Genomic DNA, 14,581 nt, shown 5'->3' on the forward strand with positions numbered 1-14,581 from the left:
CCTCCCGCACGCCCGGGGACCGGTTCATGCCGGCGGATCCGCCGGACGGAGAGGAACGACAGCACGAAGAACGCCGCTCCCGCCGCGACGCCGACCGCCGCCGAGAACAGGGAGACCAGCGCGCCGCCGAGAGCGGGCCCGCCGATCTGCGCGGCGGACCTGCTGCCCTCCAGGGCGCTGTTGCCCCGCAGCAACTGATCACGCGCCACCAGCCGTACCAAGGACGCCTGGTACGCCACGTCGAAGAACACGGACAGCGCCCCGACGGCGAACGCGGCCACGAGGAGGGCAGGCAGGCCGAGGAGGCCTAACGCGCAGGCCACGGCCGCCGCGCCGAGCACCACCGCCCGGCCGGCGTCCGCCACCACCAGGACCGTGAGGGTCCTCCACCTGTCCACCCAGGCGCCGACCAGCAGCGAGAGCAACAGCACCGGAGCCTGCCCCACCGCGCGCAGGACTCCCAGCCGGCCCGCGTCGACGTCGAGCGTCAGGACGGCGAGGAGCGGCAGGACCACCAGGGCGGTGTGCTCGCCCAGCTGCGAGGCGCTCTGCCCCCACCAGAGCCGCCGGAAGTCCGCGTCCCGCCACAGCGCGGTCGTGCGGGGCGCGGGTGGGGGAGGGGAGGCCACGAGTTTCTCCTCACGGGGTCGCCGGGCGTGCGAACGGTAGCCCCGCGACGCGGCGCGGCGACAACGGATTTCCGCTCACCCCGCGTGAACGGGTGCCACCGTCCTCCCCGATGGCCGATCATGACGGCATGGACCCGCAGAAGGTGACCTTGCGCAAGATGACGCCGGAGGAGTACGACGCGGCGACCGAGCACCGTGAGGCCGAAACGGCCCGCGCACTCGGCAAGTTCATGCCCGACGACCTGGCGAGGGAACGCGCGCGTCAGGGAACCGAGCAGTTCCTGCCCGACGGGCTCGACACGCCCGGCCATCACCTCGTGGTCGCCGAGAACGGCTCGGGCGAGGTCGTCGGCAACGCCTGGATCGGCCCGGACCCGCGCCAGGCCGCCGGTACCGCCGACTCGGCCTGGCTCTACGACATCAACGTCTTCCCGCAGTACCGCCGGCACGGCTACGGCTCCGCCCTCCTCGCCGCCGCGGAGAACCTCGTCGCCGCCGAAGGTCGCAACTCCCTCAACCTGAACGTCGTCGGGGACAACACCGGAGCGATAGCCCTGTACCGGAGCAGCGGCTACGAGGTGGCCACGATGTACCTGTCGAAGAACCTGCGGGCCTCGGGCCTGCCCGGCGGAACAGGTGATGACTAGTACGCCAGTGTGGTTTCGTGATCCACGTCGGCGAGGCGGCGGATGGCCGCCGCCGGTGGTGACTCCAGGACGCTGCACGCCGGCGTAGGCGCCCAGGCCATCGACTACCGTTGCTGACCAGCCTGTGCTGGGGGGCTTCGGTCATGCTGAGGGGAACGAATGAGTAGCGATCAGCCGCAGCCTGCCGCGCGCCTCGGCACGATCTCGCGCCTGACCGTCCGGGCTGAGAAGCGGGACGTCTGGCTCTGCTTCGAGCCCTGGGCGACAGAGCACACCGTTCCGGCCGGCACGAGCGTGGTCGTCGAATTCGGCGGCGTCCGTAGTGTCCTCGAGATACAGCATCACCCCGAGGGCATCACCTTCTACAGCAATGGCCTTCATCCCGACCTACGCGGCGAGGACGGCTCCGAAGTGCTCCTACTCAGCGACGTGATGCCGCCCACGCCGGACGTTTCCGACCAGGCCTTTCGTAATATCATGTCCATGATGCCGCCCGTTCGCCCGCCTGCCGGGCCCGAACACGTAGTGACCCGGTGCGGCGTCCGACAGATGCGACCACCTCGAGATGATCAGCGGTTGCGTGGACTCTCGAAGATCGTGCGGTGGCTGCGAGCCATGGCATAGACCCTGTATCTGCAGCGCTGGTAGCGGTCTGTGGGGCTTGCGTGAGCATCCGGCGCAACTGACAGCACCGCACACCTGCGATGCTGTCCGGCATGGATCCCGAGCCGCGCGGTGTTCTCGCTCGTCACTATGACGCAGGAGGCTGGTTGGCTCGGTTCGCGGGTCGCATGTTTGTGGTCTGTCCGCGATGCGGAGGGCGAGCTCTCGTGATCCCCCAACTTGGCTTTCCTGATCCCAGATACTTCAGTGAGCTCCTTGTCCAGCCGCGTCGCCTGGTCTGCGGAGGGTGCGGTGCAGTCGCCGAATGGAAACCCGAGGCACAGGGGCCTGGGCTGGTCGGCGCGGTGCTGGGCGGCAGCGAGGATCCGTTCTTCCGGCGGCCGCTATGGCTGCAGACCCGATGCGCCGGTCACATCTTGTGGGCCTACAACGAGGAGCACGTTGACGAGCTGTCCTCCTACGTCCGGGCGCGATTGCGTGAGCGTGGTGGAGCGCGGCCGACGATGTCGATGTTCGCTCGACTGCCGGCCTGGATGAAGGCGTCGGACAATCGCGCAGAGGTGCTGGCCGGCTTGGAGACGCTGCGGACACTGGCCGAACGGACGGCGCCCGGCGACCGCGCCGATGCCGCCCAGGAGCGCGGTGACCGTCCCCGAGCGCGCCGGAGTATGTACTTCCGCGGCGGGCCTTATGAGTCTTGAACGACCTGCTCACAGCCATCTGTTGCGGGCCTCATGAGGACGGTTGCCTCATAGCGGGCCGCCAACATGTCGTATCGCATCACGACTACACGATGCACTGGGGTTGGGCGAGGCGCACCAGGTGCAGTTCCGCTGCCACCTCCCGAACTGGGCATGGACACGGCTCCCCGCTACTGGTGAACCCAACTGGACGGGCGCCGCACCGATCTCCACGACGCTTTCATCTCCCTCGCCTGCAGCCTCATCTGCTGCTGGAGACGCCTCAAGAAAGCCAACTCATGATCGTGGCACGAGCTCTCTCGGCGGAGAACGCCGTTCCCGCGGGTCCGCGTCACTTGGTGGCCGGGTCCACTTCCTCGGCCTTGATCAGTTTCCTCAGCTCCGGCAGGGTCTTCCTCGAGGTCTGCTCGATGTACAGGGTGCCGCCGGCCGGATGGTCCACGGTCACGGCGTCGACGGGGTCCACACCTTCAATCGCGTACACGTTTACCGGCTCCGAAGTCGATCTCTGCTCATCGTCGTTGGGGGTGTCGTCGCACCCGGGGCTGGTGCCCGTGCCCAGCCGTTTGCCCGCTCTGACGTCCTCGCTGTCGCCTTCGTCATCAGGATGGAGCGCGTGGCCGAGATAGGTGTGGCCTCCATACACGAGCAGAGCCGCGCAGGAACCGTCTGCACCACTTTGCGTGATGCCCGCCCCAGCGCAGGACGTGGACATGATCAGGGCCGCCGCCGCAATCGCCGCGCGCACACTTGTGGACCCCGTTATGCTTCTGCGCGTCGTCCAACCGACCGTCTGCTTGCCCGTCACGAATGTCCTCCCTCAGCTACCGCTACCTGCGGCCTGCCGAACTTCGACGCCACAGGGCCGCGAAAGGTTCGGGCGTCTCCTACGGCATGCTGAAAGTTGCGGAACGATCCTCGGCCGGAGACGCTCAACAGCGCGTCGACAGCTCCCTCGGGAGGCTGGCGCCCTTGGACGGGCGCCCAGCTGTCGGGCTTTGGCCCCCGGCAGACTGCCGTTCGCCGAATCCAGCCGGCAGATTCCCTGTGCGGTCCCCGGTGGAGCGCCCGGGGACCGCGCGTGAAGGAGGCAGGTGATGTGGCTGGGGGCCGTCCTGTTCATCGGAGGCGCCTGCATCTCCCCCTTCGTACCGTGGCTACTCTTCCCGTCCCGCCGGACGGCAGGAGCCGTGACTGCCGGAGTTTGGGGAGTGCTCGCCGTCCCGTGGTTCTTCGTCGGCCTTGGGGAGTACGGACCATCGGCCGCTGCCACCATCGTGTCCAGTACGGTGCGGATTCTTGTCGAGGTTCTGGGAGTGCTGGAGCCACGACGTGCCGCTCGGCAGTTGGAAAAACAGCGACCGCAACAGCGGTGATTATCCAGGCCACTCTTGCGGGCGGTCCCGATACGGACACTCATTGGGGCGGACAGGACCCTGGAAGAGCCCGATCTTCCCGGTTCAAGAGACTCTTTTAGTGAGCGTTTGGTTCGCTAATACGGTGGTTCGCGTTGGATTGTGCCCGTGATACGGGCATCGCACCACGCCTGTATGCCGCGATGAGCCAGTAATGGCCCGGACGGGCGCCTGAGCGGCGCGTGCTTTCGCCCAACAATGCATCGTCTCGTTTAGCAGTGCCCCGGCCTGTCCCGAAGCTTCCACCGGCGGCCCGCACGCTCTCCCCGCCCGGGACGCGGTCCCGTACTCCGGCAGTATGCAGCCCCGGCGACGCTGCCCCAGCGACCTGTCCGACGCCCGATGGGAACTCATCCGCCCCACCCTCCAAGCCTGGCGGAACGCCCGAGCCGGCATCCGCCGTCCCACCCACGACCTGCGCGACCTCATGGACGCCATCCTCTACGTCGACCGCACCGGCATCCCCTGGCGCTACCTCCCCCACGACTTCCCGCCCCACCAGACCGTCTACGGCTACTTCGCCAAATGGGAAGCCGACGGCATCTTCGACCAGCTCACCGGCCTCCTGCGCCGGCTCGTCCGCGAACGCGAAGGACGCGAGCCCGCCCCAGCGCCTGCCTCCTGGGCTCACAGTCGGTCAAGACCTCCGCCAACGTCCACCTCACCGACCAGGGCTACGACGCCGCCAAGAAGATCGCCGGACGCAAACGACACCTCGTCACCGACACCCTCGGCCTCCTCCTCGCCGTCCTGGTCACCTCCGCAGCCGTGCACGACTCCACCGCCGGCGCCCACCTCCTGGACCAGATCTCCGCCCACCACCCCGGCGTCACCAAAGCCTGGGCCGACACCGGCTACAAGAACGCCGTCGTCGAAGAACGCACCCTCGGCTGGCTCATGCACCACCGCCGCCTCGCCCGCGACTACGAAACCCACCCACACCGATCAGCCGCCATGATCCACATCGCCGCCATCGACCTCATGAGCCGCAGACTCACCCAGGAAACCACCCCCGACTGGCGCGGCACCTAACGTCTTGTGCGATTGATCTCTGCCTCCCGAAAGGGCTGTGGCCTCAGGGACACAAAGTGATTCGACCTGTGGGGATGGTGCTCCGTGCAGACCTACTCTGCGTTTCCCCTGCCCAAGGGGAACACCGTGTGCGTCACGTTCAGTTGCTGGCGTCCTTCTTGATCTGCACCAGTGCCTCGTCCCAAACGTCCCCTCCATCCGCCCAGGTCCACAGCCATCGGCGCAGAGACGGTGCCGCGTAGCACAGGCCATCGTGAGGGTTCTGGCCCCATTCCGGTACCCAGCCGTCGGAGTCCCAGAGAAGCACCGGATTGTCGATCGCTATCAGGGAGACATACCACTCCATGGTGCAGCCGCCACCCGTCAGGAAGAACCACGAGGCCGGTGGCCCCCATCCTGGCCGCTGGTCGTGCACGGCGGTTGCGCAGGGCCAGTCCTGGACGTGCCAGTGCGGAATGCTGCGCGGTATCAGTGATGCGAGGCCGCCATCCGGCCCGAATCCTCCGTCCCCGATCTCGGTGTATATGCGCCGAAGCAACTCGGGCAGCCGATACCCGAGCCTCTGCTCCACGTGCTCGACCTCGGCCATCGTGACGGGTGGGAAGGGCTTGTCCGGGAGACCTCCGCGGGAAGGGATCGCGCCTTCCGCACCCCATGCAAGTGCGTGCAGCCTCTCCAGAAGCGCGTCGTCGTCCGCAGCAGTTCGGCGGGTGGGCTCGGTCACGAGCCGGAACTGTAGCGGGGGAGCTGGAGAAGCCGTGCGTTGGGCGTGCTGGCGAGCGAGGGCGGTTGGCTGCCAGCCAGCTCCGACCCAAACGGACAACAGCGAACCAAACGCTCACTTAGGTGATATGACCGGCGGTTGAACATCAGCTCACACGTGTGACAGGACCCCAGGATCCGGGCAGTTCCCGCAACGTGTCGCCAACGATCAGACGCGGTCGCCGCGAGTGCCACCGCGCATCGTCACCCTGGCCGCGCAGCGGCACGGTAGCCAGTTGGAAGCGGGCATCCAGCGCGTCGAGCTCCGCCTGCCGCACGGCCCGAATGCTGTCGGTGAACACGGGCCATGCCTCCGCCAGCCACCTGCGGCAACGAAGCATGTCCGCGTACTCCCAGGCATGTTCGATGTCGAAGCCTTCTTCGACATCCTGCACCAACGACTCCCAAGCCTCCATCATGGCGTTGAGCGTCACCATCCCGAACCGCGCCGCCAGACCTCGGCTGGCCCGATGCACCGACTCGTAGTCATCGGCGCTGAGCGCCTCCATGTCCATGGGCACAGCCTGTCAGCTGTTCCATGCCGGATGGATGCCTCACTCAACAGGTGAGAGCACCGGGGCCAGGACGATGACCGGGCCGAGATGCAACAGCCCAGATCACAGCCAGTGGAAGCAAGGCCAGAAAAGTGCGTGAACAATCGTCATGAAGCCGGCCGTGGCAGTCGTGGACAGCGCCCGGCAGTGCAGGTGAGGACCGGAGCAGGCGTCCGAAGGAACTGGCGATGACCGCAACGTTCGTGCCACGGCGCGTGCTTGCCGGAGTAGCAGGGGCGGTCGGCTGCCATGCGATCGATAGAAGCAGCGTGCTGTCCAGGATGACGAACCTCTTGGCCGTCCCGGGCCGTAGGGCGTCGGCAAGGGGTGGCGCCGGCGCGTCCGGAGCCTCCCGGGGCAGCGCTAGGCGCTGTCCGCGCCCGCACCGACCAGCAGTCGGCACGCCTGCGCCCGCTCCTCCACCCACTGCGCCTCGTCCGCCTCGACGCGCAGGAGGCGCGCCTGTGGCAGGCGGGTGACCGCCTCCTCCAGACGGCCGTCCGTGAAGAGGGCGCCCACGCCGTCCTCGACGGCCCAGCCGGCGGGCAGCCTGCCCGTGGCCACCGCTTCCAGGTAGGAGGCGCGGCGCCCCGGTTCGCCGTCGTAGTGGGGGCACACCGAGCCCGGCAGGATGCCCAGCCCGTCCGGCAGGAAGGTGAGCGGGCCGAAGGAGTCCGTGTGGGACCCCTCCGCCCAGCAGTTGGCGCCCGCGCTGATGCCGCAGAGCAGGGTCCCCAGGTCGTAGGCCTCACGCATCAGCCGGTCGACCCCGTGGACGCGCCACACCGCCAGCAGGTTCGCGGTGTTGCCGCCCCCGACGTGGACGACGTCCTGACCGAGCAGGAAACTCCGCAGCCCTTCGTCGTCCAGCTCCCGGCGGAACAGGGGCAAGACGGAAGCCTCGCAGTCCCGCCCTGAGAAGGCGTCGAGGAACCGGTCGATGTATGCGAGGGCGTCCCCGCCGGCCGTGGGGACGAAGCACACCTTGGGGCGCGGCTTTCCCGCCCGTTCCAGCACCCAGTCGTCCAGCAGTCCGTCCGCGTCCGTGGAGAAGCCCCCGCCGAGCAGTGCCACACGCCGAGTCGGAGCACCCACAGCCGCCGCCGTGGAATCGCCTCGTGCAGTCATCGTCGCCGCGGCAAAGTCTTCACCCAGCGGATCTCACCGTCGTGCCATTCGTCAGTGGCCTCGAGCCCCGCGGCGGTGGCGACGGCGGCGGACGCGGTGTGGGCCGGGTGGATGTGCGCCACCACGGTCCGCACACCCTGCTGTCCGAGCCGGTCGACGAGGGCGCGGGCCGCCTCGCCGGCGATGCCCCGGCCCTGCCACGGGGTCCCGACCACCCAGGCGACCTCGGCGACGGTGTCGGGGCCGTCGAAGTGGACGGTGGCCTGAACCGTGCCCGTCAGGCACGAGGCGGCACGGAGCCGGATCACCCAGTTCAGCCAGCCGACGGCCGGGTCGGAGGAGCCCGCGACCAGGCGCCGGTAGCGCGAGCGCAGTCCCTGCGGGGTCTCCGGCTCGCCGCCGATGAACGCGTGCAGCGCGGGATCGCCCAGTACGGCGGCCATCTCCTCCGCGTGCTCGACGCGAAGGGGCAGCAGCTCCAGCCGCTCCGTCGCGATGGTCTCGGCCGTGAAGGTCACCGCTCGCCTCCGTCCTGGGTCGTCCGTCGGCACGGCGCGGAGCCGCGTCCCGGCCGCCTCATCCGTACCGCTCCGTCAGGGCCTCCAGATACCGCTCCAACCGCTGCGTGAGAACGGCCGGCGTCAGGTCCTCGCGCCCGAGCTCCCGCCAGGGTACGGCGACCTTCTCCGCGTCCGGCGCGAACGCCAGCGCGTCCAGGACCCGCCAGTACAGGTGATCCGCGGGGCTCTCCGCGAGCACCCCGCCGGCCGCGACGTACCGGTCCTCCAGCGCCATACCGGCCTCCACCCCGTGCAGCAGGGCGAGGGCGGTGGAGCAGTGGGCCACGTCGAGGTCCGCCGGACCCCAGGAGGTCTCGACCCAGTCCACGACCCCGCTGATCCGCAACCGGTCGCCCTCGCCCGCGTACAGCACGTTGCCGGGATGGAAGTCCCGGTGAAGGAAGCAGGGCCGGTGGTCGGGGGCCGGCCGGCGGATCACCTCGACGGCCCGCCGCCACACCTCCGGCGACCCCGGGTTCTCGGGGAGCCGCACGGACTTCGGGTCGGTCCACGCCTGGTAGTCGCGGGGACGGGTCGCCTCGGTGACGCGCACGCCGTGGACGGCGGTCAACTGCCGGGCGAGGAGCTCGCTCCGGCGCGCGACGCCCGCCGCCTCGTCGTCGAACCTGAGGCTCCCCGGCAGCAGCGACATCAGCAACGAGGGGTGGTCGCAGTGCTCGGCGGTCGCGTCGACCGCGACGAGGCGGGCCGCGGGGACACCGGTGCCGGCGAGCAGGCGCAGGACCTCGGCCTCCCGGGTGAGCAGCCCGGGAGCGTGCTTCACGAAGAACGGCTTGACGAAGGACCGGAGGACCAGCGAGTAGGCGCCGCCGTCTTTGTCGATCTCGAGGCGGCGCATCCGCGCAGTCCACCCGCCGCGCAGTCGCGTGGCCGCGCGGATCCGGTGACCGCCGGGGAGTTGGTGCTCCACCCAGGCTCGGGTTCGGGCCCACCCCGGGTCTGCGGGATCCGCGCCGTCGGCCGTCGCCGGCGCGCCGTCCGCCCCGGATCCCGCCGCTCCGCTGCCGTTTGTCATGGCCACACCTTAGCGATCATGGGACAGGCAGCGGGTGCGAAGACGGCTGAAGGCGGTGGGCGTCGGGCGCCTCGGGAGAAAGTCCTTGATCTGCAGGGCGCATTCGCGCGCGCTCGTGCGGGTGGTGTCGCACTCCAGGTCGTAGTCCCCGTGGCTGTGCACGAGATCGTACTGGTGGGCGGCCAACCCCGAGGGGCGGTCCCCGCGCGCCCGTTCGCGGCGGAGCAGCTCGTCCCGCGAGCACCGGACGCCGACGAAGAGCACGCTCTCCGGCCGCAGCACGGTCAGACAGTCCACCAGCCGCCACGGCTCGCTGAGCACGTGGTCGACGACCACGTCGTTGCCCACCTCCGCCATGGCCGCGATCGAGCGGTGGAACCCCATCCGGGTCCTCCGCAGCGCGGCGTCGAGCTCCGCCTGCCCCAGCTCCCGCTTGGTCCGCATGGCGTTGAAGCTGTCGACCGCCAGGTGGAAGAACACCCTGTCGTCGAGGACGGTCAGGAGCTCGCGGGCGATGCTCGACTTGCCCGAACTGGACGTGCCGTTGAGGAAGATGATGCGCCCGGGTCCCATACGGACATGATCACACGGCGTCGCTCCGAGGCGTGCGGCCACCGGCGTCCGGCAGCGCTGCATCCGGCAGCGCCGTGGGTGGCGGCGCGGTGGGTGGCAGCACCGGGGGCGGGAGCCGGAACCAGTAGCGCCTCACCGGACCGTCCTCGGTCTCCCGTATCCCCTCGAAGACGCCGCCGATGCGCTCGATCGTCCTCGCCGAGGCCAGGTTGTCCCGTTCGCAGACCAGCAGGACGCGCTCCATCCCCAGCTTCCACGCCTCGCCGAGCATCCGGCCCAGCGCCCAGCCGGCCAGTCCGCGACGGCGTGAGGACGGCCGGATGCCGTACCCGATGTGACCGAACTGCAGGATGTGGTCGTCGTGACCCAGCCGCAGCGCGATGCCGCCGAGCACCTGTCCGCCCTCGACGATCCACCGGTACACGCAGACCGTCCGCACCGTCCCACCGGGCCCGGTGGCCGGGAAGGACTCCTCGGCCATCCGCGCCAGCCACGCCGCGAAGCCGGCCGGCGACTCCACCTCGTCGGTCGGCTCCAGGCCGAAACCGTCCTCGTGGGGACCCGGACCCCACTCGCGATGCGCCTGGAGCCAGGCGGCGTGCAAGTCCGCGGTGGGCGCGATGAGTTCAGGCATGACGCGACGATACCCACGTGCACCGCGGTGCGTCGCGGACCACGGCCGGTCCTAGCGGCGGCGATGCGTCCCCGGCCGCGGCCGGTCGGTGACGTCGCGCGGAGTCGCGGTGCCGTTGTCAGGCTCGGCCCGGTCGCGGCTCGGTGGCGGCTCCGTCGCCACGGCACCGCGGAGCCCGCGCGAGAGATGACATGAGCACGCCCTTCGGGTGGGTAGGTATGCGCGGGACCGCTGCTCGCCACCCGCCCCCACCGGAAAGAGACGGTATGAGACTTCACCGCACGTCCGGAGCGGCCGCCCTCGCGCTGGCCCTGCTCCTGGCCCTGACCCTGTCCCTGACGTCGGCCGGGCCCGCCGATGCGGGCCAGACGAGCCTCCGCGCCGCAGACCCGAGTGTCCTGCGGGTCGGCGGCACCTACATCTCCGTGCAGTCGACCGGCGCCGGCATCGCCGTCCGCCAGGCGTCCTCCACCGGCGGGCTGGCCTCGGCGACGCCCCGCCAGGTCTGGTCGGACAGCCGGAACCTCGGCGAGGTGTGGGCGCCCGAGATCGTGCGCGACGGCGGCCGCTACTACGTCTACTTCACCGCGGGACGCGGATCCGCCCACCGGATGTACGTGATCAGCTCGGCCTCCCCGGACAGCGGCTGGAGCGGCGAGACGAAGCTCGCGCTGCCCGACGACAAGTGGGCCATCGACGGCACCCTGTTCACCTTCAACGGGCAGCGCTGGTTCGTCTGGTCGGGCTGGGCGGGCGACACCAACGTCGAGCAGAACCTCTACATCGCCCGGATGAGCAGCCCCACCACCCCGACCGGCGGGCGGTACGTCATCTCCCAGCCCCGCGAGAGCTGGGAGCGCGTGGTCGGCAACCCGTACATCAACGAGAGCCCCGAGGCGATCAAGGACCCCAACGGGCAGCTGCACATCGTCTACTCGGCCAACGGCAGCTGGAGCGACCAGTACTGCCTGGCCGACCTCCGGCTGCGGGCCGGCGGCGACCCGACCTACGTCTGGGACTGGTACAAGTCCAACGGCTGCCTGTTCGGGTCCAACCGGGCGACCATGATGGCCGGCTGGGATCCGACGCTGCACGTCAACGGCCCCGGCCATCACACCTTCGTCCTGCTCGACGGGGATATCGCCACCAGCCCGCCAGCCGGGCCGACGTTCCCCCTGATGTTCCACGCCGTGCCCAAGGGCACCCCGTACGCCTGGGAGAACCGGTACTGGTACACCGGCAGCTTCTGCTGGTGGGGCAACACCGCCTACAGCAGGGCCAACGTACCCGGCCCCACCACCGACACCGGGTGGAGCCTGAAGTTCTTCGAGTGACCCGCCGGCGAGGGGAGGACCCGACGGAGCGGGCCCTCCCCTCACGTCGTCGGAACCGCGTCACTCCCCGCCGTCGGGGACGTACAGGCAGAAGGGATGGCCCGCGGGGTCGATCAGCACCCGCACGTCGTCCTGCGGCTGGAAGTCCGCCTCCTTCGCACCCAGGGCGAGCGCGCGGTCGACGGCCGAGGGGAGGTCCTCGACCTCGATGTCCAGGTGCATCATCATCTGCTGGTCGGACGGGCCGGCGGGCCACACGGGCCGGGTGAACCGCGACTCCGTCTGGAAGGACAGCGCGGCGCCTCCGCCGGGCGCCGCGAGCTCGATCCAGTCGCTTTCCTCCCTCCGCGTGGACCACCCGAGCAACTCGCGGTAGAAGCGCGCGAGTTCACGTACGTCGGGAGCGTCGAGCGTGGTGGCGGACAGGGTGAACCGTGGTTGCTTCGTCATGTGGTACGTGTTGCCCACTCGCCGTGACCGAAAGACCGGTGAAGCGGGTTCCGGGCCGATTCGGCCGGTTCCACCCACTCGGGAGATCCGGCGATCCGGCGATCTCGGCGGGAGTAGCGGGAGTACCGGTGCGTCCCGCGCCGCAGGCCTCGAGCATGGACGTCACGTGGTCGCCCGTGGCCGACTCCGCCTCGGACCGGGCCATGACGGTGGATATCACGCCGGGCACGCCCGGACGCCCCGGAGGCCCGGGCGTCGTCCGGGCGGGCTGCGGCGCTCACCAGGCGGGGACGACCGCCCCCGCACGGTAGGAACGCACCACGACTCCGTCCCCGTCCGCCTCGCGGCGCACCAGGTGGGCGCGGCCGACGCCGTCGACCCGCGCCACGGGAGCCGCCGCGCCCGGCTCCGCGGTGATCCGCAGCGCCGTGTTCTCGTCCAGGGCGATGCCGGACGCGGTCAGACCCCGCCCGACCGCGGACACCAGTCGCGCCAAGGTGCCCCACTGCGCGGTGTGAACGTCCACGGAGAAGGGCACGAGACCGAGCCCGGGCCGCACCTCGACCTCCTCCAGGTCCTCCGCGGTGTCCTCGGGACACACCGGCACGCCGTCGCCCAGCCAGCCACCGACCACCGCGTCGCGGGCGGCGACGGCCGCACCGGCGGAGAACCCCGCGAACGGCATGCCGCGCTCGAGCAGCAGGTCCGCCAGCGCCTTGCGGCAGTCGGCCAGCGCCTCCTGGTAGGCAGGGGTCAGCCCGCCGCCCACGAACAGCGCGTCGACGCCGTCCAGCAGCGCCGGGTCGAAACGCTCCCCGATCGGCACCAGCAGCGGCACGGGCACACACGCCCCGCTCGCGTGCAGCACACCGGCGAACCGCTCGAACTGGGTCGGACCGTCACCGTCCCGCTCGTCCACCAGGAGAACGCCGACCCGGGCCCCCTCCCCGGCATCCCGAAGGAACGGCCCGTACAGCGCCGGCACGAAGGCCTCGTCCCGGCCGCCGCCGATCAGATGGATCCGCGTCCCGGTCCGCCCGCTACTCATCCCGCACACTCCGCTTCTGTCGAACCCGCCGGACCCGCCTGATCAGCGGGAAGGCGCACAGCGTAAGGGGACGGGTGGCACCGGTCGACGCATTTCCGGGTCCGGCCGGCCGAGCGCCGAGGGCGCGAAGAGGAACCGGGGCCCGCACCACGCCTGGCGTGGTGCGGGCCCCGGCCGGGGAGGGACGAGCGTCCTCAGGTCAGCCGACCGTGCAGGCCGTGCCGTTGAGGGTGTAGGAGCCCGGCTTGGTGAAGGACCCGGAGTAGGTCCCCTGGAAGCCGAACGACTGGCTGGCGCCCGCCGCGATCTGCGCGTTGGACGAGGTGTTGGTCGCCGTCACCGCGCCGGAGTTCGGCGAGACGGTGGCGTTCCACGCGTTGGTGACCGTCTGCCCGGAGGGCAGGGTGAACCCGACCTTCCAGCCGTTGATCGCCGTGGAGCCGGTGTTGGTCACGGTGATGTTGGAGGTGTAACCACCGGGCCAGGAGGTGGCCGTGTTGGTGACCTTGCAGGAACCGCTCGGGTTGGTCGGCGGCGGCGTGGTCGGGTCGGTGGGCGGCGGGGTCGAGGTGCCGGAGTTGACCGTCGACGAGAAGGAGTTCACCGCGAGGCCGGCACCGTTGATCCAGGGCTCGAAGCCGGCCTGGATGCTGGTGATGTACCAGGACTGCTGAGCCATGCCCTTGGAGATCGTCTGCCGCACGAAGTCCATGACGTCGAAGCTCATGCTGCTCACCGCGGACGGCGCGACGAAGGAGATCACGTCGTTGCCGCCGTTGTTGCCGGTCCAGACGTCCCAGGTGCGGCCGGCGACCGTGGCCGTGCCGGTCTTCGAGCCGATCGGCTGGATGGAACCGACCTTGTTGAGCCAGATCATGATCTCGGTCGCGCTGACGCCGTCCTTCTTGGGCGACGGGTCGAGCCAGATGTCGAACGACGCGTTGTAGGTCGCGTTGCTGACGTAGGTGTACGAGATGCTGCTCGGCGCGCTGGAGATGGTGCTGATCTGCTTCGGCAGGTTGGTGCCCGGCGAACAGTTCGTGTAGTGACAGCCGTTGAAGATCGACGGGTACGACTTGGGGGCGCCGTTCGTGGGAACGGAGCCGTTCGCCGTCGTCAGCTGGAAGCCGCTGCTGGTGACGTTGATGCACTGCTGCTCACTGGTTCCCCAGCGGTTGTTCTGTACGACGTACTTGCCCTGGATGGTGGTGGAGCCGTACTGGTCGCATATCAGGGTGTCGGCCTGCGCCGTCGTTGACGCGAGACCGACCGAGGTCAGCGAAGCGATTGTCAGGATCAACGCGGCCAGTGCGGGGTGCAGGGCGCGAAGCCTGGACAACAGGGCGGACATGCGGGTCCCTTCATCGAAACGAGCTGGTGGGGGGTGGTGCTCGGGGCGAATCGAAGACGGTCGCGCATCACTCCTTGCATGGGGGGTGCGGATGGCCCGTGGG

General features: G+C 69.9%; 16 protein-coding genes and 2 pseudogenes. 5 read left to right on the forward strand and 13 right to left on the reverse strand.

Translation table 11 applies throughout. The features are described from left to right. Positions 1-629, reverse strand: a 629-nt coding sequence (locus ACOV8S_RS09285; protein WP_448317227.1) for an MFS transporter, incomplete at its 3' end; no start/stop codon positions are given. Positions 630-739: 110 nt separating this feature from the next. On the opposite strand from ACOV8S_RS09285, the gene ACOV8S_RS09290 reads away from it, so the two are divergent. The 3 genes from ACOV8S_RS09290 to ACOV8S_RS09300 all read left to right on the forward strand — a co-directional run bounded on the left by ACOV8S_RS09290 (position 740) and on the right by ACOV8S_RS09300 (position 2,601). Next, positions 740-1,276, forward strand: a complete 537-nt coding sequence (locus ACOV8S_RS09290) for an N-acetyltransferase family protein (protein ID WP_448317228.1) — start codon at positions 740-742, stop codon at positions 1,274-1,276. A gap of 159 nt (positions 1,277-1,435) precedes the next feature. Further along, positions 1,436-1,900: a hypothetical protein gene (locus tag ACOV8S_RS09295; RefSeq protein WP_448317229.1), complete on the forward strand. Its 465-nt coding sequence runs from the start codon at positions 1,436-1,438 to the stop codon at positions 1,898-1,900. A gap of 206 nt (positions 1,901-2,106) precedes the next feature. After that, on the forward strand, positions 2,107-2,601 hold the full coding sequence (locus tag ACOV8S_RS09300) for a hypothetical protein (RefSeq protein ID WP_448317230.1): 495 nt from the start codon (positions 2,107-2,109) through the stop codon (positions 2,599-2,601). A gap of 331 nt (positions 2,602-2,932) precedes the next feature. On the opposite strand, the gene ACOV8S_RS09305 is transcribed toward ACOV8S_RS09300, so the two are convergent. Continuing rightward, positions 2,933-3,409: a DUF6281 family protein gene (locus ACOV8S_RS09305; protein ID WP_448317231.1), complete on the reverse strand. Its 477-nt coding sequence runs from the start codon at positions 3,407-3,409 to the stop codon at positions 2,933-2,935. 905 nt (positions 3,410-4,314) lie between these two features. Between ACOV8S_RS09305 and ACOV8S_RS09310 the strand changes: the two are divergent. Further along, positions 4,315-5,048, forward strand: a pseudogene (locus tag ACOV8S_RS09310) (IS5 family transposase). A 139-nt stretch (positions 5,049-5,187) separates the two neighbouring features. On the opposite strand, the gene ACOV8S_RS09315 reads toward ACOV8S_RS09310, so the two are convergent. The 8 genes and pseudogenes from ACOV8S_RS09315 to ACOV8S_RS09350 all read right to left on the reverse strand — a co-directional run bounded on the left by ACOV8S_RS09315 (position 5,188) and on the right by ACOV8S_RS09350 (position 10,295). Beyond that, positions 5,188-5,772, reverse strand: a complete 585-nt coding sequence (locus ACOV8S_RS09315) for an SMI1/KNR4 family protein (RefSeq protein ID WP_448317232.1) — start codon at positions 5,770-5,772, stop codon at positions 5,188-5,190. 145 nt (positions 5,773-5,917) lie between these two features. After that, on the reverse strand, positions 5,918-6,325 hold the full coding sequence (locus ACOV8S_RS09320; protein WP_448317233.1) for a hypothetical protein: 408 nt from the start codon (positions 6,323-6,325) through the stop codon (positions 5,918-5,920). Positions 6,326-6,473: 148 nt separating this feature from the next. Next, a pseudogene (locus ACOV8S_RS09325) lies at positions 6,474-6,704 on the reverse strand (IS5/IS1182 family transposase); the annotation flags it as partial. Between the two features lie 23 nt (positions 6,705-6,727). Beyond that, positions 6,728-7,492, reverse strand: a complete 765-nt coding sequence (locus tag ACOV8S_RS09330; RefSeq protein WP_448317234.1) for a Type 1 glutamine amidotransferase-like domain-containing protein — start codon at positions 7,490-7,492, stop codon at positions 6,728-6,730. Continuing rightward, the gene (locus ACOV8S_RS09335; protein WP_448317235.1) at positions 7,489-8,010 is read right to left on the reverse strand and encodes a GNAT family N-acetyltransferase; all 522 of its coding nucleotides are present in this window, start codon (positions 8,008-8,010) and stop codon (positions 7,489-7,491) included. Before ACOV8S_RS09335 ends, ACOV8S_RS09330 begins: the two co-directional genes overlap by 4 nt. 58 nt (positions 8,011-8,068) lie before the next feature. Further along, a complete protein-coding gene (locus ACOV8S_RS09340; RefSeq protein ID WP_448317236.1) occupies positions 8,069-9,088 on the reverse strand; it encodes a phosphotransferase family protein in 1,020 nt (339 codons plus the stop codon). Between the two features lie 9 nt (positions 9,089-9,097). Then, positions 9,098-9,661 (reverse strand): chloramphenicol phosphotransferase CPT family protein, encoded by a 564-nt coding sequence (locus ACOV8S_RS09345; RefSeq protein WP_448317237.1) that lies wholly within the window; start codon positions 9,659-9,661, stop codon positions 9,098-9,100. 10 nt (positions 9,662-9,671) lie between these two features. Further along, positions 9,672-10,295 (reverse strand): GNAT family N-acetyltransferase, encoded by a 624-nt coding sequence (locus ACOV8S_RS09350; RefSeq protein WP_448317238.1) that lies wholly within the window; start codon positions 10,293-10,295, stop codon positions 9,672-9,674. A 266-nt stretch (positions 10,296-10,561) separates the two neighbouring features. Between ACOV8S_RS09350 and ACOV8S_RS09355 the strand changes: the two genes are divergently transcribed. After that, on the forward strand, positions 10,562-11,629 hold the full coding sequence (locus tag ACOV8S_RS09355; RefSeq protein WP_448317239.1) for a glycoside hydrolase family 43 protein: 1,068 nt from the start codon (positions 10,562-10,564) through the stop codon (positions 11,627-11,629). 60 nt (positions 11,630-11,689) lie between these two features. Here ACOV8S_RS09355 and ACOV8S_RS09360 read toward each other — a convergent pair whose 3' ends face one another. From ACOV8S_RS09360 to ACOV8S_RS09370, 3 genes are all read right to left on the reverse strand, one after another. Continuing rightward, the gene (locus tag ACOV8S_RS09360) at positions 11,690-12,079 is read right to left on the reverse strand and encodes a VOC family protein (protein WP_448317240.1); all 390 of its coding nucleotides are present in this window, start codon (positions 12,077-12,079) and stop codon (positions 11,690-11,692) included. 277 nt (positions 12,080-12,356) lie between these two features. Further along, the gene (locus ACOV8S_RS09365) at positions 12,357-13,127 is read right to left on the reverse strand and encodes a Type 1 glutamine amidotransferase-like domain-containing protein (RefSeq protein ID WP_448317241.1); all 771 of its coding nucleotides are present in this window, start codon (positions 13,125-13,127) and stop codon (positions 12,357-12,359) included. A gap of 199 nt (positions 13,128-13,326) precedes the next feature. Next, positions 13,327-14,478, reverse strand: a complete 1,152-nt coding sequence (locus ACOV8S_RS09370; RefSeq protein WP_448317242.1) for a GH12 family glycosyl hydrolase domain-containing protein — start codon at positions 14,476-14,478, stop codon at positions 13,327-13,329. Between the last annotated feature and the right edge of the window lie 103 nt (positions 14,479-14,581).

Source organism: Streptomyces sp. CO7, from assembly GCF_053474865.1.